Source organism: Pseudomonas sp. NMI542_15, from assembly GCF_021283425.1.
GTDB classification, from domain to species: Bacteria; Pseudomonadota; Gammaproteobacteria; order Pseudomonadales; family Pseudomonadaceae; genus Aquipseudomonas; species Aquipseudomonas fortuita.
This window is the reverse complement of the sequence record NZ_JAJSRO010000002.1, coordinates 88,357-110,699: the sequence shown is the minus strand read 5'-3', so window position 1 is coordinate 110,699 and position 22,343 is coordinate 88,357. Positions and strand designations below refer to the sequence as shown.

Sequence of the window (22,343 nt, the reverse complement as noted above, 5' to 3'; positions counted from 1 at the left end):
GTATCTCCGGGAAGTGGGGCCGTGGTGGTTTACCGGCGGCTCATGGAGTAGTTCGCAGCCTGGGTTGAACGGGTTACAGCAGCTGCAAAATTTTTTTCCGGCGGTGCGTCAGTCGCCTACCGTATGAAGGCGACACGGGTTGAATGGAAAACTTTCACGCTCGATGTAACCGGGGAGGCTGATGGCACGAACTAATACTCAGCAGGCGCTCAGCGCGCGCGAGGCCCAGTTGCAGGCTTTGCTGCTACAGGGGCTGGCGGGGGACGCGGCGGCCTATCGGGCGTTCCTGGCGGCGCTGGCGACGCATGTGCGTGGCTTTCTGCTGCGGCGGCTGTGGCAACGCCCCGCTGATGTCGAAGATTTGCTGCAAGAGGTGTTGCTGGCGGTGCACAACGCCCGCCATACCTACGAGGCACAGCAACCGTTGACCGCCTGGGTGCAGGCCATTGCCCGCTACAAGCTGGCGGACCACTATCGCAGCTACGCTCGCCACGGTGCGTTGCACGAGGAACTGAACGATGAAAGTGATCTGTTCGCGCCCGGCGAGGAGGAAGTGGCCCAGGCGACACGTGACCTGGGCAAGCTCCTGGAGCGATTGCCAGCGCGCCAGCGGCTGCCCATCGTCCATGTCAAACTGGAGGGGATGTCGGTGGAAGAGACCGCGCGCATGACCGGTCTTTCCAGTTCGGCGGTGAAAGTGGGCATCCACCGTGGCCTCAAGGCACTGGCCAAACTGATTGGAGGCAAGGGCAAAAATGAAGACTGATGACTTGATTGCCCTGCTGGCGGCCGGGGAAGGGCCGGTGAGCCGTCACGCACCGGCGCGGCGCTTGGTGCTGGCGCTGGTGGGCGGCGGATTGGGCGCGGTACTGCTGACGGTGGCCATTTTCGGCGTGCGCGGTGACCTGGCGCAGGTGGCGCACACCCCGCTGTTCTGGGCCAAGCTGGCCTTGCCCGGCAGCCTGGCGCTGCTGGCACTGTTGCTGACTCAGCGGCTGGTCAGGCCGGGGGTGAACGGGGGGCGGCTGTGGGGCCTTATGGGGCTGCCGCTGCTGCTGGTCTGGCTGGGTGCGGCGGTGAGCCTGCTGGGCGCGCCGGTGGATGCCCGGGCGGACCTGCTGCTCGGGCGCACCTGGCGCACCTGCCCCCTGAACATTACCTTGCTTTCGGTACCCACCTTCATCACCGTGTTCTGGGCAATGCGCGGCCTGGCACCCACCCGCCTGCGACTGGCGGGTGCTGCAGGAGGCTTGCTTGCGGGTGCCACCGCAACGTTGGCTTATTGCCTGCATTGCCCGGAGATGGCTGTGCCGTTCTGGGGGCTCTGGTACGTACTGGGTTTGCTGGTGCCGACGGCCTTGGGGGCGGCGCTAGGGCCACGTTTTCTGCGCTGGTGATACCGGTTTTTCGACGCTGGGCCTGCTGGGGTACCGCGTACAGACGTGCTTGCGCCATGGTGGTTTCTCAGTCAGCCTTGACTGGTTTGAGTTCAGCGATGGCATAGCTGCCCGCGGACCCCAGTTCGAGCGCACTCAGTGCTGGCATGTCGAGGATCTCCACCAGCCGCCCCCGCAGGTTGACGATACCCAGCCCGCGCAAGTGAGCGACCGAGCGGCATATGGTTTCCAGGCGTAGCCCGAGGTAGGAGGCGATGTCTTCGCGAGACATGCACAACATGAAACCGTTGGATGAATACCCGCGGCTGACGAAGCGTCGGGAAAGACCGAGCAGGAAACTGGCAAGCCGCTGTTCGGCAGAGAGGTTGCAGAGCATCAGCACGCGCTCATGCTCGCGGATGATTTCCCTGCTCATCAGGCGGTTCAAGCTCTGTTGCAGCGGAGGAAACTCACGCGCCAGGGCTTGCAGACGATGATAGGGCACCGGGCACACTTCGCTGTCTTCCAGGGCGATGGCATCACAGACATGAAGCTCGGTGGCGATGGCATCGAGCCCGAGGACGTCCCCCGGCATCCAGAAATTGATGATCACACCCTGGCCTTCGGCGTTGTTGAGGTTCGTCTTGAAGCTGCCTGAGTACACCGAGTACAGGTGACTCAAGGGCACATTTGCGTTGAACAGCGCAGCCCCCTTTCTCACCCGGATGCGAGGGCCGATCAGGGTGCCGAGGTAACGGTTGTCGTGCAGGGGCAGACCCGTGGGCAAGCACAAGTCGTTGACCCGGCACTCATTGCATCGGTATGCCAGGGGGTTCAAATGAAGGGGCAGCGGTGCGCGCGCTGGCACAGGCTGCTCGAGCAGTGGAAAGTCGGTCAGGCCCGACATTTCATGCCTCCTTCGAAGGGCGGAGTGCTGCGGTGGTAATCGTGTTCAGCAAATGAGGCGCGTTCAGCCGGGCGCTCAGCACGCTCACGAACTGCTTGGCTTCAGACGGGGTTCGGAAACTCACTCGCCAGTCGTCCATGTGTACCCACCAGCGGTGGGAATTCGCAGGTCGGTGCTGTATACGCCCAGGCTGGAGAACGTACCCCCGGGGCGCAGCACGCGCAGCGCCGATTCGAACGTGGTCTGGGTGCCCAGGGCTTCGATGGCCACATCCACGCCACGGCCATCGGTCAGCGCCATGATGCGTTCCACCACATTGCCTTGCTTGAAGTCGACCACGTGCGACGCACCCATTTCGCGTGCCACACGCATGCGGGCCGGCACGCTGTCCACGCCGATGAGGGTGGTGGCGCCCAGCATTTTGGCACCGGCGACTGCGCACAGGCCAATCGGGCCCAAGGCGAATACGGCGACGGTATCGCCGATCGTCACTGCGCCACGTTCTGCACCGGAAAAACCGGTGGACATGATATCGGGACACATCAGCACGTGTTCGTCACTGAGCCCGTCAGGAATGGGGGAGAGGTTGGCCATTGCGTCCGGTACCCGAACGTATTCCGCCTGGCAACCGTCGATGACATTGCCGAGCTTCCAGCCACCGATGGCCTTGAAACCATGCACGGTATCGGCGCCGTCCTGGGCGCCGCAGCCGCACAGGCAGGCATTGCTGTGGCCGCTGGGGGTGATGGCGCCGGCGATGACGCGTTGCCCTTCATGAAAGCCCCGAACCTCTGAACCCAGTCTTTCGATGACACCCACTGGCTCATGGCCGACGGTGAGCCCTTTTGCCACTGGATACTCGCCACGCAGGATATGCACATCAGTGCCACAGATTGTCGTGGTGCTGATGCGCACCAGCGCATCCAAAGGGCCGATCTCGGGGATGGGCTTGTCGTCCAGCACGATGCGGTTCTTTTCGACGAAAATAGCCGCTTTCATGAGCGCCATGGCTAGCCTCCGGGGCATCGCTGATTTTTGTTGGCAACTACAGCCTGCGCCCAAAAAGCGCAAAAGTCTTGATTCGCGTCAATGGCGCGGCACGCGGCGGTAGCCGTTGGTCAGTGCCCTGGGCTTTTGATAAACATCAAACCGGGCAAACGCACCTGGCAGATCATCGAGGTACTCATCGAGCCCGCAGAGGTGTGCCATGACCAACCCGCAAAGACTTCTTCTCATTGCTTCGCCCTTGATGCGCCGCACACCGGTCTATGACCGTGCAGCTGCGCTGGCCAAAGCCAAGGGCATGCCATTGCACATCGTCGCCTTCGACTACCTGGAGGGTCTTGCCACGGCCGGCCTGGTCAACGAACAGGCCTTGGCGGTCATGCGGGAGGGTTATGTGCAGCAACACCGTGAATGGCTGGAAACCCAGGCATTGTCGATGCGCCGCAACGGCGTGACGGTGACCATCGAGGTGTTGTGGGTGCAGCGCCCGCTGGACGAGATCCAGGTGCACCTGCGTGAGCAGCCGTTCGCCATGCTGATCAAGGGGCTTGAGCATGAGCCATGGTGGATGCGGGCAATGTTCACCTCGCTCGACGTCCAGTTGTTGCGCGACACCCGTTTTCCGTTGCACCTGGTCCACAACGCCAGCAATGCCCTGCCGCGCCGGATATTGGCAGCAGTTGACCTGTCGCGCCCGGAGGATCAGTTCGAAGGCTTCAACGACCACATCATCAGTGAAGCGCTCAAGCTGGCCTTGCAATGCAACGCCCAGATCGAGCTGCTGTATGCCTATGACATGGGCGCCATGTACCTGAATGCCGAAGACAACCGGGAACATTCGTTCCTGTTTGATTCCAACCTGTCACGCACACTGCACGAGGCCCAGGCCGACGCCTTCCAGGCATTGGCCGAACGTAACGGGATCCCCGCCGAGCACCGCCACATGCGGGTGGGGGACCCGACCAAGGTGCTCGCGCTGTTCATGGACAGCAATGACATCGATGTGCTGGTGATGGGGAGCTACCACCATCACGGCATCGGCTGGTTCATCGGCAGTACGGCCGAGCGGATCCTGCATCGGCTCAGCAGCAGTGTGCTGGTGATCTCGCCCGAGCATTCGCAAGGTTGAAGTACGAGGCCCGCAAGGGCCTTGTTTCAGGCACGCAGGTCAAGCTCATGGAGGATTTCGCTGACATCGCCGCCCAGGTAGCGCGCGGTGAACCCCAGGGCCTTGGTCAGCCGGTGCATGGCGTAATTGCCAGACAGGTCCCTGGACACCATGCACTGGTAACCATTGCGCCGAGCCGCTGCTATCAGGTGCTGCAGCAACAGCTTGGCCAGCCCTTTGCGCTGCCATTGCTCGCCAACAGCGACGGCGCATTCGCAATTGTGGCTACCCGGGATCGCCGCATAGCGGCTTACGCCAAGCTGATGCAGCTGGCCGTTTTCATGGGCCAGCGCGACATACGCCATGCGCTGGTGGCTGTCGATCGGCATCAACTGCGTATCCAGGCTGGGCAAGCCACCGCTGAGCCCGGCGATAAAGCGAAAGCGCCGGGCCTCGTAGGTAATTGTGCTCACAAAGCGTCTGTCCCGTTCATGATCGTCAGCGCGCAATGGGCGAATCAGCACAGCTGTGCCGTCAGCAAGGGTGTCTATCCAGTACTCGCTATTGCCTGGGTCTTGGAACAGCTGCTTGTTCATGGGGCCTCCAGAGGGCGTGATCAACGTGGCTGTACTGGTTGTACCGTGAGGCGTCGGTCCGGTTCTGACATTGATCAAGTTGGTGGGCGGCTGATGACTTTCTGATCTGCAACAAACCCGACATCGACCCACACTCGGCGGCCTTGCGCAGGCACATGCCAGCGGCGCGGCGGTGCATATCCTTGGGCTGTTCGAACCCCGCGCAGAGCATGTGTTACGCGAGGCAAGGCTGAATGAAGCCGAGGCACAGCGCCAATTTGAGCACTATCGTGAGTAGCTCGAGGGGTTGACAGCACGGCACCGGGCCAGCGGTACGTGTCTGACTGTGCGCTAGCACCGCACCGGAGTTTTTCAAGGACCTGCAAGCAAGGGCAAGGCTCAACGGCTGGGCAAAAAGGCCCGGGGAGGGGCGACCGCAGCCGATGGGCGGCAGTGTCAGAGGCACCTCGGCCTGCTGCCGGAGGCCACTGCCGCGGCATTGCCTCAGGCCAGCGAAAGCTGGTGAATCAGCTGGCTTGGGTCATCCGGATCTCTGGCGCTGGTAAACCCCGCTGCCTGAGCCAGCTCGCGCATTGCCACATTGGCCGCAGCGTCCATGGAATACATGTGTCGCAGGCCCTGGGCGCGTGCGTGATCGATCAGGTGCTGGAGCAGCAATGTGCCCAAACCGTGGCGCTGCCAGCTATCGAGCACGGTGACAGCACACTCGCAATCTTCACCACCGGGGCTGGTGGCATAACGGGCAATACCGACTTCCTGCAGTTCGCCGTCGACATGGGCGAGGGCGACATAGGCCATGTGCTGGTCCTGGTCAACGACCATCAATTGATCCAGCATGGCTTCGCCAGGCTCCTTGAGCTGGCACAGGAAGCGGAAGTGGCGCGACTGTGGCGACAGGCGTTCGATGAAGTGCCTTTCGCGCTGACGGTCTTTGGGCTGCAAAGGCCTGATCAGCACATGGGTGCCGTTGTCGAGCGCTTCGATCCAGTGTTCGCCGGCCGTGGCAGGAAATGACGCTGCGGCATGGGGGCGGGGTGTTTCGGCGGATGCCATGGCAAGCCTCCTTACGTGATGGGGTGTACACAGGAGGTTCAGTTTCGACGCGTCGCCTTGTGCGCGCTTGACAGTTGTCAATTACCGGGCTGGTAGGGTCACGCTTCGCTACTTGGTCTTCCCGTACTTTTGCATTTCCAGAAAGGCCGGTAATGGCCATCGCGTCGGTTCTACGCTTGAACAGCACCGGGTCATTGATAAAGGTCAGTCGGTGGCCGCTCTTGTCGCGCTGGCTTCTGTCTCCAACGATCAGCACGCGCCCTGCGACCAAGGTCGAAGCCCAGACTTCAGATTCCCTTCAGATTGACCACTGATACTCACCCCATCAAGCCCAAACGGGGGGAGTTTCATGACCCAGTCTCAGTGGAGCAGCCTGCTCCCACTGCCTATCGGCAGCCACGTCGACCATCACGCCCACTTGTCGCTTCATCTGCACAAGGACCCTGGCCGCGATGAGCTGGAGCACTTCATTCATCAGTGTTTTGCCAACGTGCACCACGCTGATGTGCACCATTACCTGCCCGAACTGCTGGCGCTGCACGACAGTCATGGCCGGCTGATTGCCGCCGCAGGCTTGCGCCCGGCCAGCAGCGGGCCGCTGTTCCTCGAACATTATCTGGATGAGCCGCTGGAAGCCGCAGTTTCGCGGGTAGCGGGCTGCCCCCTTGAGCGTGAGTGCATGGTCGAAGTGGGCAACCTGGCCTCGCTCAGTGCCGGTAGCGCGCGAATCATGATCATAGCGGTGACCTGGTTGCTGGCCACACGGGGCCTGAAGTGGGTGGCGTTCACCGGCGCGACGACACTGATCAACAGTTTCCAGCGCCTGGGGTTGGTGCCGTCGGTGCTGGCGTCGGCCGACCCGGCCCGGCTGAATGGGAAGTTGGACCACTGGGGTACCTATTACGCTCAACACCCACAAGTCTATGCCGGCAGCATCGGCCATGGCTTCGATGCCTTGAGCAAGGCTGGGGTGTTCCAGCGCCTGGGGTTGCCAACCGCCTTCCAGGAGACTGGCCATGCCGCATGAACTGGAGCGCTTTCATCAACTGCTGGTCACGTTTGCCCGCGATCACGGTGACGCCGTGGCCGTGCAAGGGGCGACCGAGCGCTTCACCTACAGGCAGTTGCTGGCCGAAGTGGGGTTGCGCATTCACAGCTTGCGCACGTGTTCGCCAGGCCCGCTGGTACTGGCCCTGGATAATGGCCCGCAGTTGCTGTTCTGGGATTTGGCGGCGCTGTTCGCCGAACGCCCCTGTGTAATCGTGCCGTCGTTCTTCAGTAGTGCCCAGTTCAGCCATTGCATCGAGCAGAGTGGTGCCAGCCATGTGCTGTGCGACCCGCAATGGCATGGGACGCTCGGCGAGCTGGGGTTCGCTCAGCAGGACGTGTTCTGGGTTCGCGAGGCTCAGCCTGCTGCCGCGCTGCCTGCCGATACCGCCAAGATCACCTACACCTCTGGCAGCACGGGCAAGCCCAAAGGCGTGTGCCTGTCTGTAGAGGCTCTGTTGCGTGTCGCCCGGGAACTGGAGGTGGCCAGCCGGCCCAGTGAACCTCAGCGTTACCTGGCGGTGCTGCCGCTGGGTGTGCTGTTGGAAAACCTGGGTGTCTACGCCGCCTTGATGGCCGGGGCAAGTGTGTTGCTGTACCCCCAGGCGCAACTGGGCATGGGCGGTGCAAGCCAGGTCGATTTCAAGCGCTTGCTGGGGGCCATCGCCCTGAGCGGTGCGCAGAGCCTGATTCTGGTGCCGCAGCTGTTGATGGGGCTGATCACTGCTATCGAGCGCGGGCTGATGCGGGTGGGGGCGCTACGGTTCGTTGCGGTTGGCGGTGCCCGTGTGGCGCCCAGCTTGCTGGCCCGCGCTGAAGCGATCGGCCTGCCGGTGTTCGAGGGCTATGGTTTGTCCGAGTGTGCTTCGGTGGTGGCCTTGAACCGGCCAGGCGCAACCCGCCGCGGCAGTGTCGGCAAACCGCTGCCCCATGTGCAGGTGCGTATCGCCGAGGACGGGGAGGTACTGGTGGCGGGCTCGGTGCTGCTCGGCTATCTGGAGGAACCACCCGTCTGCGATAGCTGGTGGGCCACCGGCGACCTAGGCCATTTCGACGAGGAGGGCTACCTGTACCTCGATGGCCGCAAGAAACACCAGTTCATCACCAGCTTCGGGCGCAACGTCAACCCGGAATGGGTGGAGGCCGAACTGACCCAGAGCGGCGTGATCGCCCAGGCGTTCGTGCATGGCGAGGCCCTGCCAAAGAACCTGGCATTGCTCTGGCCGCTGGACCCCGCTACCCCCGATACCCTCATCGACCAGGCCGTGCAGCAGTGCAATGCCTTGCTGCCGGACTACGCCAGGGTCCATGCCTGGCGTCGCCTGCCGTGCCCCTTGTCCAGTACCGACGACACACTGACCGCCAATGGCCGCCCGCGCCGCGAGGCCATCCTGCGGCGTTACCACTCCCTGTTATCCGACATCCCGTTGTGAGGTCTGCCATGTCCTTTTTCGATACCCTGCAAATGCAAACTACCCAGGAGCGTCAGGCCCTGTTTGCCGTACCGGTCATACGCGATGCGCTGGCGGGGCACGTCAGCCTCGACAGCTATGTGGCCTTCCTGACCCAGGCATACCACCATGTACGCCACACCGTGCCACTGATGATGGCGTGCGGGGCGCGGCTGCCATCGCGTTTGGAATGGCTGCGCGGCGCCGTGTGCGAATACATCGAGGAGGAGTACGGCCACGAGCAGTGGGTCCTCAATGACATCAATGCCTGTGGTGCCGATTGGGAGGCGGTGCGTGACGGTCGCCCGGCGCTGCCGATCGAGCTGATGGTCGCCTACCTTTACGACTTGATTGCCCGTGGCAACCCGGTCGGGCTGTTTGGCATGGTCAACGTGCTCGAAGGCACCAGCATTGCCCTGGCCACCCAGGCCGCCGGCACAATCCAGAGCACGCTGGCGTTGCCCGACAGGGCCTTCAGCTACCTCAGCTCCCATGGCGCGCTGGACCAGGACCACATGGTCACCTACCGGCAGCTGATGGACCGCCTTGATGATGCTGACGACCAGCGGGCTGTGATTCATGCGGCCAAGGTGGTTTACCGCCTGTACACCGACATGTTCCACGGGCTGCCGCGTGCGGGCCTGCAAGAGGTGCGTCATGCGCTTGCCTGAGTGTGTAGTGATACTCACCGGCGCCAGCGGAGGCATCGGCCTGGAGTTGGCCGAGCAGCTGTGTGCAGCCGGTGCCCGGGTACTGGCGGTGAGCCGGCAGATGGGCAAGCTCGCCAGTTTGATGAACCGTTATCACGACAGGCTGCTGTGGCAATCGGCCGACCTGCGCAGCCATGGCGGGCGTGAGCAGGTGCTCGCCCGTGCCCGGGAGATGGGCGGGGTCAATGTCCTGATCAATGCCGCAGGCGTGAACCGTTTTGCCCTGTTCGACCAGATCGACGAACAGGCGCTGGACGAGTTGCTGGACATCAACCTCAAAGCCGCCTTGCAACTGACGCGTGTGTGCCTGCCGCTGCTGCGCGCACAACCCAGGGCACTGGTGGTCAACGTCGGATCCACCTACGGCTCGATCGGCTACCCCGGCTATGCCACCTACTGCGCCAGCAAGTTTGCCCTGCGCGGCTTCTCTGAGGCGCTGCGCCGCGAGCTGGCGGATACCTCGGTGAATGTCATGTACGCCGCCCCCCGGGCAACCCGCACAGCGATGAACAGCACCGCCGCCACGGCGCTCAACCAGGCGCTGAAGGTCGGCATGGACGACCCGGCAGATGTGGCCCGCGCTGTGCTCAAGGCCGTGCAGTCAGAACGCAGCGAGCTTTACCTGGGGTGGCCAGAAAAGCTTTTTGTACGCATCAACGGCATGTTGCCCGGCGTGGTCGACCGCGCACTGCGCAAGCAATTGCCGGTGATCCGCCGCTACCTTGCTAGCCATTCCAAGGAGTCGATCAAATGAAACGTCTGTTCATCGCTGGCCTGCTGGCGTTTGCACCGTTCACCTGGGCGCTGGACCAGGCCGGCAGCCAACAATTGGCTAACTTGCAGCAGCGCTGGGCGCAGATCCAGTACCAGACGCCTAAAGACAAACGCGCCGAGGCGTTCGAGAAACTGGCAGCCGACGCTTCTACGCTGGTCCACCAGCACCCGGGCTCGGCCGAACCCTTGATCTGGGAGGGCATCATCAACAGCAGTTGGGCGGGAGCCACCGGCGGCCTGGGGGCGCTGGGCAAGGTCAAGTCGGCCAAGGCCAGCCTCGAAGAGGCGATGAAACTCGACCCCAATGCCCTGCAGGGCTCGGCGTATACCAGCCTGGGCACCTTGTACGACCAGGTGCCAGGCTGGCCTATCGGTTTCGGTGACAGCGACAAGGCAGATACCTTGTTGCGCAAGGCGCTGCAAATAAACCCCAATGGTATCGACAGCAATTACTTCTGGGCCGATCATCTGTTCCGGCAAAAACGCTACGCTGAAGCCACCGCTGCCCTGGAAAAAGCACGCCAGGCGCCGCCACGGCCAGGCCGCGAACTGGCCGATCAGGGCCGGCGTGGCGATATCGATGCTTTACTCAAGGCCATCAAGGACAAACTGGACTGAACATGCGGCTGCTGCTGGTTGAGGATGATACCGCCCTGGGCGAGGGGATCTGCGACGGGTTGCGCCAAGAGGGCTACACCCTCGACTGGCTGCGCGATGGCCTGAGCGGGCTGCATGCCCTGCAACATGAAGTGTTCGACCTGGTGATCCTCGACCTCGGGCTGCCGCGGTTGGGCGGCATCGAGCTGCTGCGACGGGTGAGGGCAGGGGGCAACAGCTTGCCGGTACTGATCCTCACCGCGCGCGATGCGACCGAGGACCGTATCTCTGGCCTGGATGCCGGAGCCGACGACTACCTGGTCAAACCTTTTGACCTCAATGAGCTCAAGGCCCGCCTGCGCGCCTTGCTCAGGCGCAGCGCCGGGCGGGCCAAGGTGCTGATCGAGCACGCAGGCGTAAGCCTGGACCCTGCCACCCAGCAGGTGCACTACAACGGCGTGCTTGTGATACTGACGCCCAAAGAGTATCGCCTGCTGCACGAGTTGCTGGCGCAACCGGGCAAGGTGTTCACGCGTGAGCGGTTGACCCAGCTGCTGTATGGCTGGGACGAGGAGCCTGAGAGCAACACGCTGGAGGTGAACATCTATCACTTGCGCAAGAAACTGTTCAACGGCCTGATCCGCACGGTGCGCGGTATCGGTTATCTGGTCGAGGCCAAGCTGTGAGCTCGTTGCGCCAGCGCACATTGTGGCGGGTGATGGCGCTGATGCTGCTCGGCACCGGCTTGTTGGCGTTGTACAACTATCACGACAGCCGCCGCGAGATCAACGAAGTCTACGATGCTCACATGGCTCAGAATGCCCGGCTGTTGCAGGGGGTGATGAACCTGCCGGTGCAGGATGGCAACCGCGAAAAGCTGTATCAGGCATTTAACGAGGCGCTGGGCAAGGCCGGGCGCCACCGTGTGGGCCACCCCTATGAGAGCAAGCTGGCGTTCCAGGTGTGGGGTGAGGGAGCACGGTTGCTGGTGCACACCCCCAGTGCGCCGACGCTCGACGCACCGCCTACGGCGGCGGGCTTCTACGATTTTGCCAGTGGTGGCGAACAGTGGCGCGGCTTTGTATTACCGGTGCCCGAAAAACAGTGGGTAATCTGGGTGGGTGAGCGCGACGATGTGCGTTACGACCTGATCGACCGCATCGTACGCCATACCCTGTTCCCGTTCCTGCTTGGCAGCCTGGGCCTGGCACTGTTGGTCTGGGCGGCCATCGGCTGGGGCTTGCGCCCGTTGCAGAACATGGCCGATGTGATTCGTGGGCGCCATGCCGACTCCCTCGAACCCCTGCAACTGGTGCCGTTGCCGACCGAGCTTGAGCCTATGCAAGCCGCCATCAACCGCCTGCTGGCGCAGATCGATGACCTGCTGCGGCGTGAGCATCGCTTCATTGCCGACGCCGCCCATGAGATGCGCACGCCGCTGGCGATCCTGCGCCTGCATGCGCAGAACGCACAGGCCGCCAGTACCGATGCCGAGCGCCAGAAAGCCCTGGGCTTTCTGATTGGCGGCGTGGACCGGCTGACCCGGGTGGTCAACCAGTTGCTGACCCTCGCCCGGGTCGAGCCGCGCCTTGGTCAGCGCGCCACCACCCGTGTCGACCTGGGCGAAGTGGTCACCGATGTGCTGGCGGATCTCACCCCCTGGATCCTGGATCGCGGCCTGGAGCCCTCGCTGGATCTCAGCGAAGGTGACCATGGCCTGATGATCGATGCCGGCGCGTTGGGCATCGCCTTGCAGAACCTGGTTTCCAATGCGGTGGAGCATTCACCGCCTGGCGGGCGCATCACGGTATCACTCAGGCGCCTGGCCACTCGCTTCGAACTGGTGGTCGAAGATGAAGGCCAGGGCATAGACGACGCGGATCTTGCGCGCGTATTCGAGCGCTTCTATAGCCGCAATAGCCCCAATGGCGCAGGGCTGGGGTTATCCATCGTGGCCACCATCGTCGAGCGGCTGGGGGGGCAGGTGCGCCTGGAAAACAGGGCCACTGGCGGGCTGGCTGCCATCGTGTCGCTTCCCTTGCAGTGAGCTGCTCACGCCAATCGCTGCACGGCCTCACCTGTTTCAAATAACGTATCGGCACTTCAGACTTCTTTAAGCTTGGGCTGACAACGTGGTGGTGTACGTTGCCCGGTTTGCCTTCAGCGCCGATGGGCAGCGAATACTTCCCTGTCACAAGAGGCCCTGGATATGGCACGCACGTCGAACCCCGCCCGTTACGGGCAACTTTCGATAATCATGCATTGGAGCATGCTCGTTTTATTCATGGGCGTTTATGCCTGTGTCCAATTGCGCGAGGTATTGCCCAAAGGGCACTTTCTCAAGGGCCCCCTGTTAGGCGTGCATGCCTTGATGGGTATTGGCATCTTCACCCTGGTGTGGCTGCGCCTCCTTGGTCGGCTCAGCCCACGGCCTGCAATCGTGCCGACGCCGCCTGCCTGGCAGGGCTTGATGGCCAGCGTGCTGCATATTGCATTGTACGTCCTGATGATCCTTACACCTCTGCTGGCCTGGCTGATGCTCGCGGCCGCTGGCAAGCCGCTGCCCTATTGGGGGGTGGCCATACCTGCACCCGTGGCGGTGGATCCGACGCTGGCCAGGGCGCTCAGGGGGTGGCATGAGTGGCTGGGGAATGCGGGTTACTGGCTGATCGGGCTGCATGCCTGTGCAGGCCTGTTGCATCATTACTGGCTGAAGGACAATACCCTCAAGCGCATGTTGCCGGGGCGGTGAGTTCGCAACACTGGTTTCAAGGCTGAAGGCGAATGAGCCCTCAGCCTGGTTGTTTTCGTTGCGCGGCTATAAGGTGCCGCTCAGCAGCCAACCGAACACGCCGCAGCCCAGGACAACCAACCCTGCAGGCCACTTCCAGAACATCAGGGCCATCAAGGCGATCAGCGCCCATGCCAAGTCTGCTGGCTTGGCGATGGCGCTCGTCCACACCGGTTGGTACAACGCAGCCAGCAGAAGCCCGACCACGCCGGCGTTTACACCGGCAAGCGCTGACTGGCTGCGGGCGCTGCGCCGCAGTGTTTCCCAGAAGGGAACGACACCGATCACCAACAGGAAGGAGGGGGTAAAAATGGCGAGAATGGCAACCGTCGCGCCCACCCAGCCGGAGGGCTGCACGCTCATGGCTGCACCCAGGAAGGCTGCAAACGTGAAGAGTGGGCCCGGTATGGCCTGCGCCAGGCCATAACCTGCGAGAAAGGTGTCATTTGTGACCCAGCCGTTGGCCACTGTGGCCGACTCAAGCAACGGTAGCACCACATGCCCGCCGCCGAATACCAGCGAGCCTGCGCTATAAAACGCGTTGACCATTGCCAGTGCTTGCGAGGGCCAGATGCGAGTCAATAGCGGCAAGCCTACCAACAAGGCAAAGAACAGGACCAGCGCAGCCAGCCCGGCCCTTCGGCTGACTGAAAACGGCAGCTCTTCCCCTGCCGGGGAGCCCGGAGGCTTGAGCAGGATCAAGCCTGTGATGGCCGAGCCTGAGATCACGGCTATCTGCCCGATCGCGTTAGGCCACAGCAACGCGGTACAGGCAGCGAACAGGGCGATGGTTACCCGCGCAACATCGGTGCAAAGGCTACGTGCCATGCCCCACACCGCCTGGGCCACCACGGCGACTGCGACGATTTTCAGGCCGTGCAACAGGCCACTTGGGGCGCCACCTCCCCATGCCCCCAGGCCCTGAGCACACAGCGTCAGCAGGAGGGCCGATGGCAATGTGAACCCTGCCCAGGCAGCGACAGCGCCCGCGAAACCCGCCCGTGACAGGCCCAGCGCGATGCCGACCTGGCTGCTGGCGGGGCCGGGAAGCAGTTGGCACACCGCGACCAGCTCGGCATAACTGCGCTCGCTGAGCCATTGGCGGCGCGCTACAAATGCTTCACGAAAGTAACCCAGGTGCGCAATGGGGCCACCGAAAGACGTCAGCCCCAAGCGCAAGAACAGCAGAAACACCGACCAGGCAGAGTCGCTGGGCTTCACGCCGCAGTGGGTGCGTTCTGACAAGGCAGGCTCCTTGGGTGAGTGACGCTGCAGGTTTTGGTGAGGAACAGCCAGCCTCGAGGCTTGTTTTGGGGAGTAGACCCGCGCCGCCCGCGCGGCGCTCGGTTTCACAGGCACTGAAAATCCTGCGACACGCCCCAGAACCGGTATTCATTTGTGCAAAGTTTGCTGTTCGCCGCCTACGCTGTCCAGAGTCTTGGTCCGCAGGAGGCACCATGAGCAATTTCCCTATCGTTGCTACCGTCCTGTCTATGGTCTTGGGCCTTTCTGTCACACGCCTGCTTCTGGGGGCGCTGACCGTCTTCCGAATCCGGCGCAACGCTGCTCCAGACTGGGTGGCTCTGGTCTGGGCGGTCATGCTCTTCACCACCCAGATGGATTTCTGGTGGGCGGTCAATTCGCTGCCGCAAGTCAGGGCCACCTTCTCGTTCCAGGAGTTTTTGCTCTTGGTGTTGCTGGCACTTGCGCTGTTCGTTTCCTCGGCGCTGATCTTGCCCAGCCGCAGCGAGGACGAACGTGAAGGGCTTCGCGTGTACTTCGAGCAGGATGGCCGCTTCGCGCTGTTATTTCTGTCGGGCTATTACCTGCTTGGGTTCATCGTCAACATTCTGTTGTTCGGCGTTTCGCCCATGGCGCTGTGGGGCGCCTTTGACGTGGTCATGATCATGATGCCGCTGTGTGTGTTTGCAGCCAGCTCGCGCAAGGCCTATGCGCTGCTGACCGTGGCATTCGTGCCTCTCAATATTGCGGACCTGGTGATATCACTGGTGACGTGACCGAGGTCTGGCGCTGCGCATTAAAATCTATGCAGTTGGAACACAATATCTGTACAAGATGCTATTGTTGTACAGTATTTATGCGTGCTCGAGGTCAGTATGGCGCACCGTGCTCGTTGGGCTTGCCTTTGTCTGCTACTGGCTACCTTTTCGGCGGTGGCGGGCTGGAGGGCGGAGCTGCCTGGGGCGCAACGGCTTGGGAGTGGTGAGTTCACCTGGTTTGGTCTGCGTCTGTATACAGCCCAATTATGGACTTCAGGGCCAGTTCATGACTGGAACCAGCCCTTCGCCCTTGAGCTCCTCTACCACCGTTCGTTGTCCAGGGACACCTTGGTACAGGCCAGCCTCGAGGAAATGCGCCGCCTCAACGGTGGCAGCATAACGCCGCAACAACGTACGGCCTGGACCCGTGGGATTGAAGAGGCATTTGTGGACGTGCGCCCCGGCATGCGCATTACCGGCTTGTACCTGCCGGGGCAGGGCTGCCGCTTTTACGTCGACGATAAATTCAGCCGTGAAATCGCCGACCCGGTCTTTGCCAGGGCGTTTTTTGCCATCTGGCTCGACCCCGGAGCCCGGGATACACAACTGCGCCAGCGCCTGCTTGGGCAGGCTGGCAACGACTGAGGGACATGAACATGTACAAAGTGCTGTTGCTGGTTTCCTGCCTGCTTCTGGGCAGCTGTGGCAATGTTGGTGTCGAGCACTATGCCCAGGAGCAACCGAAACTGGACCTGGCTGCATTCTTCTCGCGACCAGTGCAGGCCTGGGGCATGTTCCAGAAGCGTTCCGGGGAAGTGGTCAAGCGCTTCCACGTGCGTATCGACAGCCGCCGCGAAGGTGAGCGGCTGATCCTCGACGAACATTTTCTCTACAGCGATGGCACTCGCCAGCAGCGTACCTGGACACTGGTGCCAGACGGCCCTGGCCGCTGGCGCGGTACCGCAGGGGACGTGATCGGCGAGGCGCGCGGCGAAGTGGCGGGTAACGCGCTGCGCTGGCGGTACCAGCTGGACTTGCCAGTTGACGGGCGGCATTGGCAGGTAGACCTGGACGACTGGATGTACCTCATGGATGACGACACCCTGATCAACCGTTCAAGCATGAGCAAGCTGGGCGTTGAAGTCGGCCAGATCACCCTGTTCTTCCGCCGCCTGCCAGAGGGCACACCATGAACCTGATCGCGCTTACCCAGCTGGTTTCGACCGGCGAAGCAAAGGAACTTGAACTGCTGTCGCTGGAAGGTGGCTTCTACCTCCTGCGCGCCTTGACCGGCGCCGGCCCCGTGACATTGAGCGATGCCCATGGGCAGCCCGTTCGCGTGCGCTCCACTACCGAGCTGCGGCAGCTGTTGGCCGACCTGCCACCCGTGCCTTGCATGCTGGTACAGCAGGTGGTGCATGATGAGATGTGCGGGCAACGTGACGGCCCCATTGCGCCGCTGCGCGTACCGGTAACGCTCACCAGCCAGTGGTAGCCTGAACGATGCGCCTGGGCCTTGTGCTGGGTGACCAGCTGTCGTTCGACCTGGCCAGCCTGGCTGCCCTTGACCCCGCCCGCGATGCTGTTCTGATGGCGGAAGTGGAGGGTGAGGCCCGCTACGTGCCGCATCATCCGCTCAAGATCGTGCTCATCTTCAGCGCCATGCGGCACTTTGCCCAGGCCCTGCGTGAACGGGGTTGGCAGGTGCATTATGTCGAGCTCGATGCTGACGGCAACAGCGGCAGCATCGTGGGCGAATTGCAGCGCTGGCAACAGGCACTGGGCGCCACGCACATTCACCTGACCGAGTGCGGGGAGTGGCGCCTGGAGCAGGCTTTGCGTGATGCCGCATTGCCCCTCGTGTGGCATCGCGACACGCGTTTTCTGTGCTCCCGCGAAGCCTTTGCGCGCTGGGCCCATGAGCGTCGTCAGCTGCGTATGGAGCACTTCTACCGTGGCATGCGCAAGCGAACCGGCCTGCTGATGGAGGCCGACGGCCCTGCAGGTGGGGCCTGGAATTTTGACGGTGACAACCGCAAGCCATTACCTCGCCAGTTGCGTGGGCCGTTCGCTGCGCATTTTGCGCAGGACGGGATCACGGCAGCGGTGGTCGCCCTGGTACGTCGGCGCTTCAGCGACCACTACGGGGACATCGACGGCTTTGACTACCCCGTGACCCATGCCGAGGCACAGCAGCTGTGGCAGCACTTTCTGGATTTTGGCCTGGCGGCTTTCGGCGACTACCAGGATGCAATGGCCGAGGGCGAGCCGTACCTGTTCCATGCGCGCATCAGTGCGGCGCTCAACATTGGGCTTCTGGATGTGCGATGTCTGTGTGAGGAGGTCGACAAGGCCTGGCGCGAGGGGCGGGTGCCGCTTAATGCAGCTGAAGGCTTCATTCGCCAGTTGATCGGCTGGCGCGAGTATGTGCACGGTATCTACTGGCTGCGCATGCCGGAGTATGCCGGGCTCAATCACCTGGGCAACGACCGAGCGTTACCTGAATTCTATTGGACCGGGCGCACCCGCATGCGCTGCATGGAGCAAGCCATCGGGCAGACCCTGCGGTTGGGCTACGCGCACCATATCCAGCGCCTGATGGTGACCGGCAACTTCGCCTTGCTGGCCGGTATCTTACCCACCGCGATTTGCGAGTGGTACCTGGCGGTTTACATGGATGCCTTCGACTGGGTCGAGCTGCCCAACACGCTTGGCATGGTGATGCACGCCGACGGCGGCTACCTGGGGTCCAAGCCGTACTGCGCCAGTGGTCGTTACATTCAGCGCATGTCCGATCATTGCAAGGCTTGCAGTTACAAGGTCGATCATGTCAGTGAGGACGATGCCTGCCCGTTCAATGCGCTGTACTGGCATTTTCTCATCCGCCATCGTCCGCTGCTGTCGACGAACCCGCGTTTGACCCTGGTCTATCGCAGCCTTGATGGTATGACGGCTAGCCGGCGCGACGCCGTGTGGCAGCGTGGCCAGGCGCTGTTGGCGCGGCTCGATGCGCAGCAGCCGCTATGAAAAAGAGCCTTTTGCCCAGCAAGGTCTGCGTGGTGTGTGGTCGGCCGTTCAACTGGCGCAAGCGCTGGGCTCGCTGTTGGGAGCAGGTGCGCTATTGCTCCGAGCGATGCCGCAGGTCAGCGCCGCGCCGCGAGGCGCGCGAGCAGGGGCAGGGCCAAGGCCCAGATCGGCATCAGTAGCAGGCCGGTTTGCAGCGCGCCAAATGGCAGGGCGACATCCGCAAATCTTGCACCGCCTACATAGGCCAGCGGGCCACCCAGTGCGCCCAGCAGCGCACCGAGCTGCCAGCGCCTGCCGGCCCATGCCAGGCTGTGGCGCATGCCGCTGGCCAGCACCAGCCACAGCAGCGCCAGCCACAGTGGCAGCGGCCAGGCGTCGAAACCGAACACGCCCAGCGCCCCCAGCGCGCTGTCGAGTACACACCCGGCCAAGGAGACGCGCAACAGCGCCTTGACCTCGGCGTTAACGTCCGGGCAGAGGCGCAGGTGCACCACCACACCTGCAATCACCAGCAGCAATAGCCAGGGGCGTTCGGCGCCCAGCACGCAGATCCACCAGCCAGCCTGCAACCAGACGGCATTGGCGACCAGCCAGCGCCCGGGCATCAGGCACCGTCAGGCAAGGGGGCGCGCCGAGCCAGTGGCGCTGCCCACAGCAGGTGCGCAACGCCGATAGTGCGCTCCTCGAAACCGCCCTGGCAGTAACACAGGTAGAACTCCCACAGGCGCTGGAACATGTCGTCGTAGCCCAGGTCCATCAGTGCTGTGCGCGCCTGGCGCAGGTTTTCACGCCAGTGCTGCAGGGTGAGGGCATAGTCCTGGCCGAAATCCTCCATGTGCACCAGGTTGAGTGCGGTGTGGCGGCTGGCGGTGTCCAGCAACACGCTGAGCGAAGGCAGGGCGCCACCTGGGAAAATATAGCGTTGGATGAAGTCGACCGAGCGCCGTGCCTGGGCGTAGCGCTGGTCGCGGATGGTGATCGCCTGCAGCAGCATCAGGCCGTCGGGCTTGAGGAGCGAGGCACACTGGCGGAAATACACAGGCAGGTAACGATGGCCGACTGCCTCGATCATTTCGATCGAAACCAGTTTGTCGAAGGTGCCTTGCAGGTCGCGGTAGTCTTCGCGCAGCACCTTCACGCGCTGCTCCAGCCCCAGGGCCTGAACGCGCGCCAGGGTATGGCTGTACTGTGCCTCGGAGATCGTTGTGGTGGTGACCCTGCAGCCGTAACGGGTGGCCGCGTGGATTGCCAGGCTGCCCCAGCCGCTGCCGATTTCCAGCAGGTGATCGTCGGGGTGCAGTTCAAGCTTCTGGCAGATGCGCTCCAGCTTGTGCAACTGGGCTTGCTCCAGTGTTTGCCCAGCATGTTGGAATTGGGCCGCCGAATACATCATGGTGGGGTCCAGCAGCCGCTCGAACAGGGCATTGCCCAAATCGTAATGGGCGAGGATATTGCGCCGGGCACCGCGTTTGTTGTTGCGGTTGAGCCGGTGCAGAAGCCGCAGGGCAGGGCGGCCGAAACGGGCCAGGCCACCCTCGAGCGCGTCGAGCACCTCAAGGTTGGCGACGAACAGGCGGGTCACCAGCGCCAGGTCGGGGCTTCGCCAATAGCCGTGGATGTAGGCCTCGCCAGCACCGATCGAACCATTGCCGGCGATCAGGCTCCAGGAGGCGTCATCGAGGATCTCCACCTCGGCCTGCAACGGGCTGTCGACATCACCGAAACTCCACTGCTGCCCGTGGCTGAGCAGGCGCAGGTGGCCGTGGCGCAGCTTGCCCAACTGGGCGAGCACGGCGCTTCGTGCCAGCCCGCCGAGCAAGGGGGCAAGGCCTGCGAACTTGCTAACGCTCAGTGTGGGATTTGACATCTTCAGGATCCTCGCAAGGTTGGCCGAGCGCCAGGTCATTCTGGCGGGTGGTGTGGTCATGCACGGGGGTGCGTTTGAGTAACAGGCGTAGCGCTTGCCAGTAGATGGCCGAGACAGTGCGCAGGCTCATCCATGGGAAGGTCATGACATACCGGCGTAGCGCGGTTCCATCCAGTGGCTGACGGTGCAGGGCGAGGTCGGCCTCGAACACCTTGCGGCCGTCTTGCCAGTTCTGCATGTGGATGCGTACATGGTCCGCGCTCAGGAAAAAGCGCAGGTGATAGTCCATGTCCAACGGCATGAACGGTGAAACATGGAAGGCCTTGGCCACGGTGAACCGCTTGGCAAGGTCTTCTTGCACCGGCAGGACGTAATGAAAACGCTCGCGCCACGGGGTGTTGCGCACCTCCATCAGGATTGCCGTCAGGCAGCCGTCGCGGTCGTGGCAAAAATAGAAGCTCACCGGGTTGAACGACAGCCCCCAGCAACGCAGTTGCGTGAGCAGCCGTACCGGGCCTTCGGGCATATGCCCAGTGGCCTGACACACCAGCAAGCGTGCGGCCTGTGCCAGGGTTTCACCGTGGCGGGTCTGCGCTGGCAGGTAGTCGGTCTCGCGCCAGCACAGCGGCGCGAGGCGCCAGCGCCCAAGCCAGCGTGACAGGCCCATAAACCAGGTTTGTTCGTCCAGGTCCAGGTAGAACATGCCAATCCGGTAGCGGAAAGCATGCAGCCGCGGCGTCAGCCGACGGTGGCTGATCCAGCCCAGGCAAAGGCTGCTGTTCACAATTGCTCTCCGAAGTGCGCAGCCACCTTCAGCGCGCTGACCACCCCGTCCTCATGAAAGCCGTTGCCCCAATAGGCACCACAGAAGTAACTGTGCTGCTGGCCCTGTAGTTGTGCTTGGCATGCCTGTGCGGCGGATGCGGCAATGCTGTACTGCGGATGGGCATACTGGAAGCGCGCGATCACCTGCGCCGGGTCTATCAATGCGGTCTGGTTGAGGCTTACGCAGAAGGTGGTCGGTGCCTGGATACCTTGCAGGATGTTCATGTTGTAGGTCAGCGCGGCGGGCGCTTGCTCTGGGCCGCCCAGGCGGTAGTTCCAGCTGGCCCAGGCGCTCTTGCGGCGTGGCAGCAGGCGGGTATCGGTGTGCAGCACCACATCGTTGCTGGCGTAGCCGATGGCGCCGAGTACCGCACGCTCCTGCATGGTTGGGGTTTCCAACAGGGCCAGAGCCTGGTCGCTGTGGCAGGCGAACACCACATTGTCGAAGCGTTCGCTGCCGGCCGCGCTCACCAGCGTCACGCCTCCCTCATCGCGGCTGACCCGGGATACCTTGCAGCTGAGCCGTATGCGTTCAGCAAACGGTCGGCACAGCGGCGCGACATAGCTGCGTGAACCGCCTTCAATTACCCGCCACTGTGGACGTTGGTTGACCGACAGCAAGCCGTGGTTGCGACAGAAGCGCACGAAGAACTCAAGCGGGAAGTACAGCATGTCTGCCCGCGACATCGACCAGATCGCCGACCCCATCGGCACGATGTAGTGGTCGATGAAGCGTTGCCCGTAGCGCTGTGTCTGAAGGTAGGCGCCCAGGGTGGTGTCTGCATCGATGCGCTGGTTGTCCAGGTCGGCCAGCGCCTGGCGGTTGAAGCGCAGAATATCCCGTATCATGCCCCAGAAACTTGGGGAAACCAGGTTACGGCGTTGGGCAAACAGTGTGTTCAGATCGTGACCGTTGTATTCCAGCCCAGTGATCGGGTCGTGCACGGAAAAACTCATTTCGGTCGGCTGCGAGGTGACCTTGAGCCGGTCAAGCAAGCGTATGAAGTTGGGGTAGGTCCAGTCGTTGAACACGATGAAGCCGGTATCTATTGCATGGCGCTGGCCCTTCCAGACCACATCGAGGGTATGCGTGTGCCCTCCGATCCATTGCTCGGCTTCGAAAACCGTTACTTCGTGCTTGCGTGACAGCAGATGGGCGCAGGTCAGCCCCGCGATGCCACTGCCGATGATTGCGATACGCATGGATCA

Annotated in this window: 25 protein-coding genes and 1 pseudogene; 17 read left to right on the top strand and 9 right to left on the bottom strand. The window is 62.7% G+C overall.

Features of this window, described 5'->3' with window-relative positions; all coding sequences use genetic code 11:
- Window positions 1-181: 181 nt before the first annotated feature.
- Together LU684_RS03805 and LU684_RS03800 are read left to right on the top strand one after the other, a co-directional pair.
- Complete coding sequence (locus LU684_RS03805; protein ID WP_016486261.1) at window positions 182-766, top strand: sigma-70 family RNA polymerase sigma factor; 585 nt, start codon at window positions 182-184, stop codon at window positions 764-766.
- Window positions 756-1,397: a DUF1109 domain-containing protein gene (locus tag LU684_RS03800; protein ID WP_016486262.1), complete on the top strand. Its 642-nt coding sequence runs from the start codon at window positions 756-758 to the stop codon at window positions 1,395-1,397. The genes LU684_RS03805 and LU684_RS03800 overlap by 11 nt, the downstream gene beginning before the upstream one ends.
- Before the next feature lie 67 nt (window positions 1,398-1,464).
- On the opposite strand, the gene LU684_RS03795 is transcribed toward LU684_RS03800, so the two are convergent.
- Together LU684_RS03795 and LU684_RS03790 are read right to left on the bottom strand one after the other, a co-directional pair.
- Entirely contained in the window at window positions 1,465-2,283 is an 819-nt protein-coding gene (locus LU684_RS03795; protein WP_232894154.1) for a helix-turn-helix domain-containing protein, read from the bottom strand.
- 156 nt (window positions 2,284-2,439) lie between these two features.
- A pseudogene (locus tag LU684_RS03790) lies at window positions 2,440-3,291 on the bottom strand (zinc-binding dehydrogenase); the annotation flags it as partial.
- A gap of 199 nt (window positions 3,292-3,490) precedes the next feature.
- On the opposite strand from LU684_RS03790, the gene LU684_RS03785 reads away from it, so the two are divergent.
- On the top strand, window positions 3,491-4,417 hold the full coding sequence (locus LU684_RS03785; RefSeq protein ID WP_060516701.1) for a universal stress protein: 927 nt from the start codon (window positions 3,491-3,493) through the stop codon (window positions 4,415-4,417).
- A gap of 26 nt (window positions 4,418-4,443) precedes the next feature.
- Here LU684_RS03785 and LU684_RS03780 read toward each other — a convergent pair whose 3' ends face one another.
- Together LU684_RS03780 and LU684_RS03775 are read right to left on the bottom strand one after the other, a co-directional pair.
- Complete coding sequence (locus LU684_RS03780; protein WP_095114953.1) at window positions 4,444-4,992, bottom strand: GNAT family N-acetyltransferase; 549 nt, start codon at window positions 4,990-4,992, stop codon at window positions 4,444-4,446.
- 483 nt (window positions 4,993-5,475) lie between these two features.
- Window positions 5,476-6,045 (bottom strand): GNAT family N-acetyltransferase, encoded by a 570-nt coding sequence (locus LU684_RS03775; RefSeq protein ID WP_145914316.1) that lies wholly within the window; start codon window positions 6,043-6,045, stop codon window positions 5,476-5,478.
- Window positions 6,046-6,394: 349 nt separating this feature from the next.
- On the opposite strand from LU684_RS03775, the gene LU684_RS03770 reads away from it, so the two are divergent.
- From LU684_RS03770 to LU684_RS03735, 8 genes are all read left to right on the top strand, one after another.
- On the top strand, window positions 6,395-7,072 hold the full coding sequence (locus LU684_RS03770; RefSeq protein ID WP_016486269.1) for a thermostable hemolysin: 678 nt from the start codon (window positions 6,395-6,397) through the stop codon (window positions 7,070-7,072).
- Window positions 7,062-8,525 (top strand): AMP-binding protein, encoded by a 1,464-nt coding sequence (locus LU684_RS03765; RefSeq protein ID WP_096425974.1) that lies wholly within the window; start codon window positions 7,062-7,064, stop codon window positions 8,523-8,525. The genes LU684_RS03770 and LU684_RS03765 overlap by 11 nt, the downstream gene beginning before the upstream one ends.
- An 8-nt stretch (window positions 8,526-8,533) precedes the next feature.
- Window positions 8,534-9,214 carry a TenA family transcriptional regulator gene (locus LU684_RS03760; RefSeq protein WP_095114957.1) on the top strand — a complete coding sequence of 227 codons (681 nt, stop codon included), beginning with the start codon at window positions 8,534-8,536 and terminating at the stop codon, window positions 9,212-9,214.
- On the top strand, window positions 9,201-10,007 hold the full coding sequence (locus LU684_RS03755) for an SDR family oxidoreductase (RefSeq protein ID WP_016486272.1): 807 nt from the start codon (window positions 9,201-9,203) through the stop codon (window positions 10,005-10,007). The genes LU684_RS03760 and LU684_RS03755 overlap by 14 nt, the downstream gene beginning before the upstream one ends.
- Window positions 10,004-10,645: a hypothetical protein gene (locus tag LU684_RS03750; protein ID WP_232894153.1), complete on the top strand. Its 642-nt coding sequence runs from the start codon at window positions 10,004-10,006 to the stop codon at window positions 10,643-10,645. The genes LU684_RS03755 and LU684_RS03750 overlap by 4 nt, the downstream gene beginning before the upstream one ends.
- A gap of 2 nt (window positions 10,646-10,647) precedes the next feature.
- On the top strand, window positions 10,648-11,310 hold the full coding sequence (locus tag LU684_RS03745) for a response regulator (RefSeq protein ID WP_016486274.1): 663 nt from the start codon (window positions 10,648-10,650) through the stop codon (window positions 11,308-11,310).
- A complete protein-coding gene (locus LU684_RS03740; protein ID WP_024717791.1) occupies window positions 11,307-12,671 on the top strand; it encodes a sensor histidine kinase in 1,365 nt (454 codons plus the stop codon). Before LU684_RS03745 ends, LU684_RS03740 begins: the two co-directional genes overlap by 4 nt.
- A 162-nt stretch (window positions 12,672-12,833) precedes the next feature.
- Window positions 12,834-13,376, top strand: a complete 543-nt coding sequence (locus LU684_RS03735) for a cytochrome b (protein WP_016486276.1) — start codon at window positions 12,834-12,836, stop codon at window positions 13,374-13,376.
- Between the two features lie 66 nt (window positions 13,377-13,442).
- Here LU684_RS03735 and chrA read toward each other — a convergent pair whose 3' ends face one another.
- Window positions 13,443-14,660 carry a chromate efflux transporter gene (chrA, locus tag LU684_RS03730; protein ID WP_016486277.1) on the bottom strand — a complete coding sequence of 406 codons (1,218 nt, stop codon included), beginning with the start codon at window positions 14,658-14,660 and terminating at the stop codon, window positions 13,443-13,445.
- A gap of 212 nt (window positions 14,661-14,872) precedes the next feature.
- On the opposite strand from chrA, the gene LU684_RS03725 reads away from it, so the two are divergent.
- The 6 genes from LU684_RS03725 to LU684_RS03700 all read left to right on the top strand — a co-directional run bounded on the left by LU684_RS03725 (window position 14,873) and on the right by LU684_RS03700 (window position 18,621).
- Complete coding sequence (locus LU684_RS03725; protein WP_016486278.1) at window positions 14,873-15,433, top strand: hypothetical protein; 561 nt, start codon at window positions 14,873-14,875, stop codon at window positions 15,431-15,433.
- A gap of 99 nt (window positions 15,434-15,532) precedes the next feature.
- A complete protein-coding gene (locus LU684_RS03720) occupies window positions 15,533-16,060 on the top strand; it encodes a chalcone isomerase family protein (RefSeq protein ID WP_024717790.1) in 528 nt (175 codons plus the stop codon).
- An 11-nt stretch (window positions 16,061-16,071) separates the two neighbouring features.
- A complete protein-coding gene (locus LU684_RS03715) occupies window positions 16,072-16,608 on the top strand; it encodes a DUF3833 domain-containing protein (protein WP_060516728.1) in 537 nt (178 codons plus the stop codon).
- Window positions 16,605-16,910 (top strand): DUF6482 family protein, encoded by a 306-nt coding sequence (locus LU684_RS03710; RefSeq protein WP_232894152.1) that lies wholly within the window; start codon window positions 16,605-16,607, stop codon window positions 16,908-16,910. Before LU684_RS03715 ends, LU684_RS03710 begins: the two co-directional genes overlap by 4 nt.
- Window positions 16,911-16,918: 8 nt before the next feature.
- Window positions 16,919-18,442 (top strand): cryptochrome/photolyase family protein, encoded by a 1,524-nt coding sequence (locus LU684_RS03705; protein ID WP_232894151.1) that lies wholly within the window; start codon window positions 16,919-16,921, stop codon window positions 18,440-18,442.
- Window positions 18,439-18,621, top strand: a complete 183-nt coding sequence (locus LU684_RS03700) for a DUF2256 domain-containing protein (protein ID WP_082421981.1) — start codon at window positions 18,439-18,441, stop codon at window positions 18,619-18,621. Before LU684_RS03705 ends, LU684_RS03700 begins: the two co-directional genes overlap by 4 nt.
- Here LU684_RS03700 and LU684_RS03695 read toward each other — a convergent pair.
- From LU684_RS03695 to LU684_RS03680, 4 genes are read right to left on the bottom strand one after another with little or no spacing between them, the layout of a single operon-like run.
- Window positions 18,559-19,047 carry a DUF2878 domain-containing protein gene (locus LU684_RS03695; RefSeq protein ID WP_070086336.1) on the bottom strand — a complete coding sequence of 163 codons (489 nt, stop codon included), beginning with the start codon at window positions 19,045-19,047 and terminating at the stop codon, window positions 18,559-18,561. The two genes, LU684_RS03700 and LU684_RS03695, sit on opposite strands and share 63 nt — an antisense overlap.
- Window positions 19,047-20,309 (bottom strand): SAM-dependent methyltransferase, encoded by a 1,263-nt coding sequence (locus LU684_RS03690; RefSeq protein WP_024717788.1) that lies wholly within the window; start codon window positions 20,307-20,309, stop codon window positions 19,047-19,049. The genes LU684_RS03695 and LU684_RS03690 overlap by 1 nt, the downstream gene beginning before the upstream one ends.
- Complete coding sequence (locus LU684_RS03685) at window positions 20,284-21,093, bottom strand: DUF1365 domain-containing protein (RefSeq protein WP_102688867.1); 810 nt, start codon at window positions 21,091-21,093, stop codon at window positions 20,284-20,286. Before LU684_RS03685 ends, LU684_RS03690 begins: the two co-directional genes overlap by 26 nt.
- On the bottom strand, window positions 21,090-22,337 hold the full coding sequence (locus LU684_RS03680) for an NAD(P)/FAD-dependent oxidoreductase (protein WP_102688868.1): 1,248 nt from the start codon (window positions 22,335-22,337) through the stop codon (window positions 21,090-21,092). Before LU684_RS03680 ends, LU684_RS03685 begins: the two co-directional genes overlap by 4 nt.
- Window positions 22,338-22,343: the final 6 nt, after the last annotated feature.

Bases quoted from the DNA above. Each gene is read 5' to 3' on its own strand.
- LU684_RS03695 (WP_070086336.1), bottom strand. From the start codon at position 19,047: ATGCCCGGGCGCTGGCTGGTCGCCAATGCCGTCTGGTTGCAGGCTGGC.
- LU684_RS03775 (WP_145914316.1), bottom strand. From the start codon at position 6,045: ATGGCATCCGCCGAAACACCCCGCCCCCATGCCGCAGCGTCATTTCCT.
- LU684_RS03805 (WP_016486261.1), top strand. From the start codon at position 182: ATGGCACGAACTAATACTCAGCAGGCGCTCAGCGCGCGCGAGGCCCAG.
- LU684_RS03680 (WP_102688868.1), bottom strand. From the start codon at position 22,337: ATGCGTATCGCAATCATCGGCAGTGGCATCGCGGGGCTGACCTGCGCC.
- LU684_RS03705 (WP_232894151.1), top strand. From the start codon at position 16,919: ATGCGCCTGGGCCTTGTGCTGGGTGACCAGCTGTCGTTCGACCTGGCC.
- LU684_RS03755 (WP_016486272.1), top strand. From the start codon at position 9,201: ATGCGCTTGCCTGAGTGTGTAGTGATACTCACCGGCGCCAGCGGAGGC.
- LU684_RS03710 (WP_232894152.1), top strand. From the start codon at position 16,605: ATGAACCTGATCGCGCTTACCCAGCTGGTTTCGACCGGCGAAGCAAAG.
- LU684_RS03795 (WP_232894154.1), bottom strand. From the start codon at position 2,283: ATGTCGGGCCTGACCGACTTTCCACTGCTCGAGCAGCCTGTGCCAGCG.
- LU684_RS03760 (WP_095114957.1), top strand. From the start codon at position 8,534: ATGTCCTTTTTCGATACCCTGCAAATGCAAACTACCCAGGAGCGTCAG.
- LU684_RS03765 (WP_096425974.1), top strand. From the start codon at position 7,062: ATGCCGCATGAACTGGAGCGCTTTCATCAACTGCTGGTCACGTTTGCC.
- LU684_RS03715 (WP_060516728.1), top strand. From the start codon at position 16,072: ATGTACAAAGTGCTGTTGCTGGTTTCCTGCCTGCTTCTGGGCAGCTGT.
- LU684_RS03745 (WP_016486274.1), top strand. From the start codon at position 10,648: ATGCGGCTGCTGCTGGTTGAGGATGATACCGCCCTGGGCGAGGGGATC.
- LU684_RS03720 (WP_024717790.1), top strand. From the start codon at position 15,533: ATGGCGCACCGTGCTCGTTGGGCTTGCCTTTGTCTGCTACTGGCTACC.
- LU684_RS03800 (WP_016486262.1), top strand. From the start codon at position 756: ATGAAGACTGATGACTTGATTGCCCTGCTGGCGGCCGGGGAAGGGCCG.
- LU684_RS03735 (WP_016486276.1), top strand. From the start codon at position 12,834: ATGGCACGCACGTCGAACCCCGCCCGTTACGGGCAACTTTCGATAATC.
- LU684_RS03785 (WP_060516701.1), top strand. From the start codon at position 3,491: ATGACCAACCCGCAAAGACTTCTTCTCATTGCTTCGCCCTTGATGCGC.
- LU684_RS03780 (WP_095114953.1), bottom strand. From the start codon at position 4,992: ATGAACAAGCAGCTGTTCCAAGACCCAGGCAATAGCGAGTACTGGATA.
- LU684_RS03770 (WP_016486269.1), top strand. From the start codon at position 6,395: ATGACCCAGTCTCAGTGGAGCAGCCTGCTCCCACTGCCTATCGGCAGC.
- LU684_RS03750 (WP_232894153.1), top strand. From the start codon at position 10,004: ATGAAACGTCTGTTCATCGCTGGCCTGCTGGCGTTTGCACCGTTCACC.
- LU684_RS03700 (WP_082421981.1), top strand. From the start codon at position 18,439: ATGAAAAAGAGCCTTTTGCCCAGCAAGGTCTGCGTGGTGTGTGGTCGG.
- LU684_RS03690 (WP_024717788.1), bottom strand. From the start codon at position 20,309: ATGTCAAATCCCACACTGAGCGTTAGCAAGTTCGCAGGCCTTGCCCCC.
- LU684_RS03725 (WP_016486278.1), top strand. From the start codon at position 14,873: ATGAGCAATTTCCCTATCGTTGCTACCGTCCTGTCTATGGTCTTGGGC.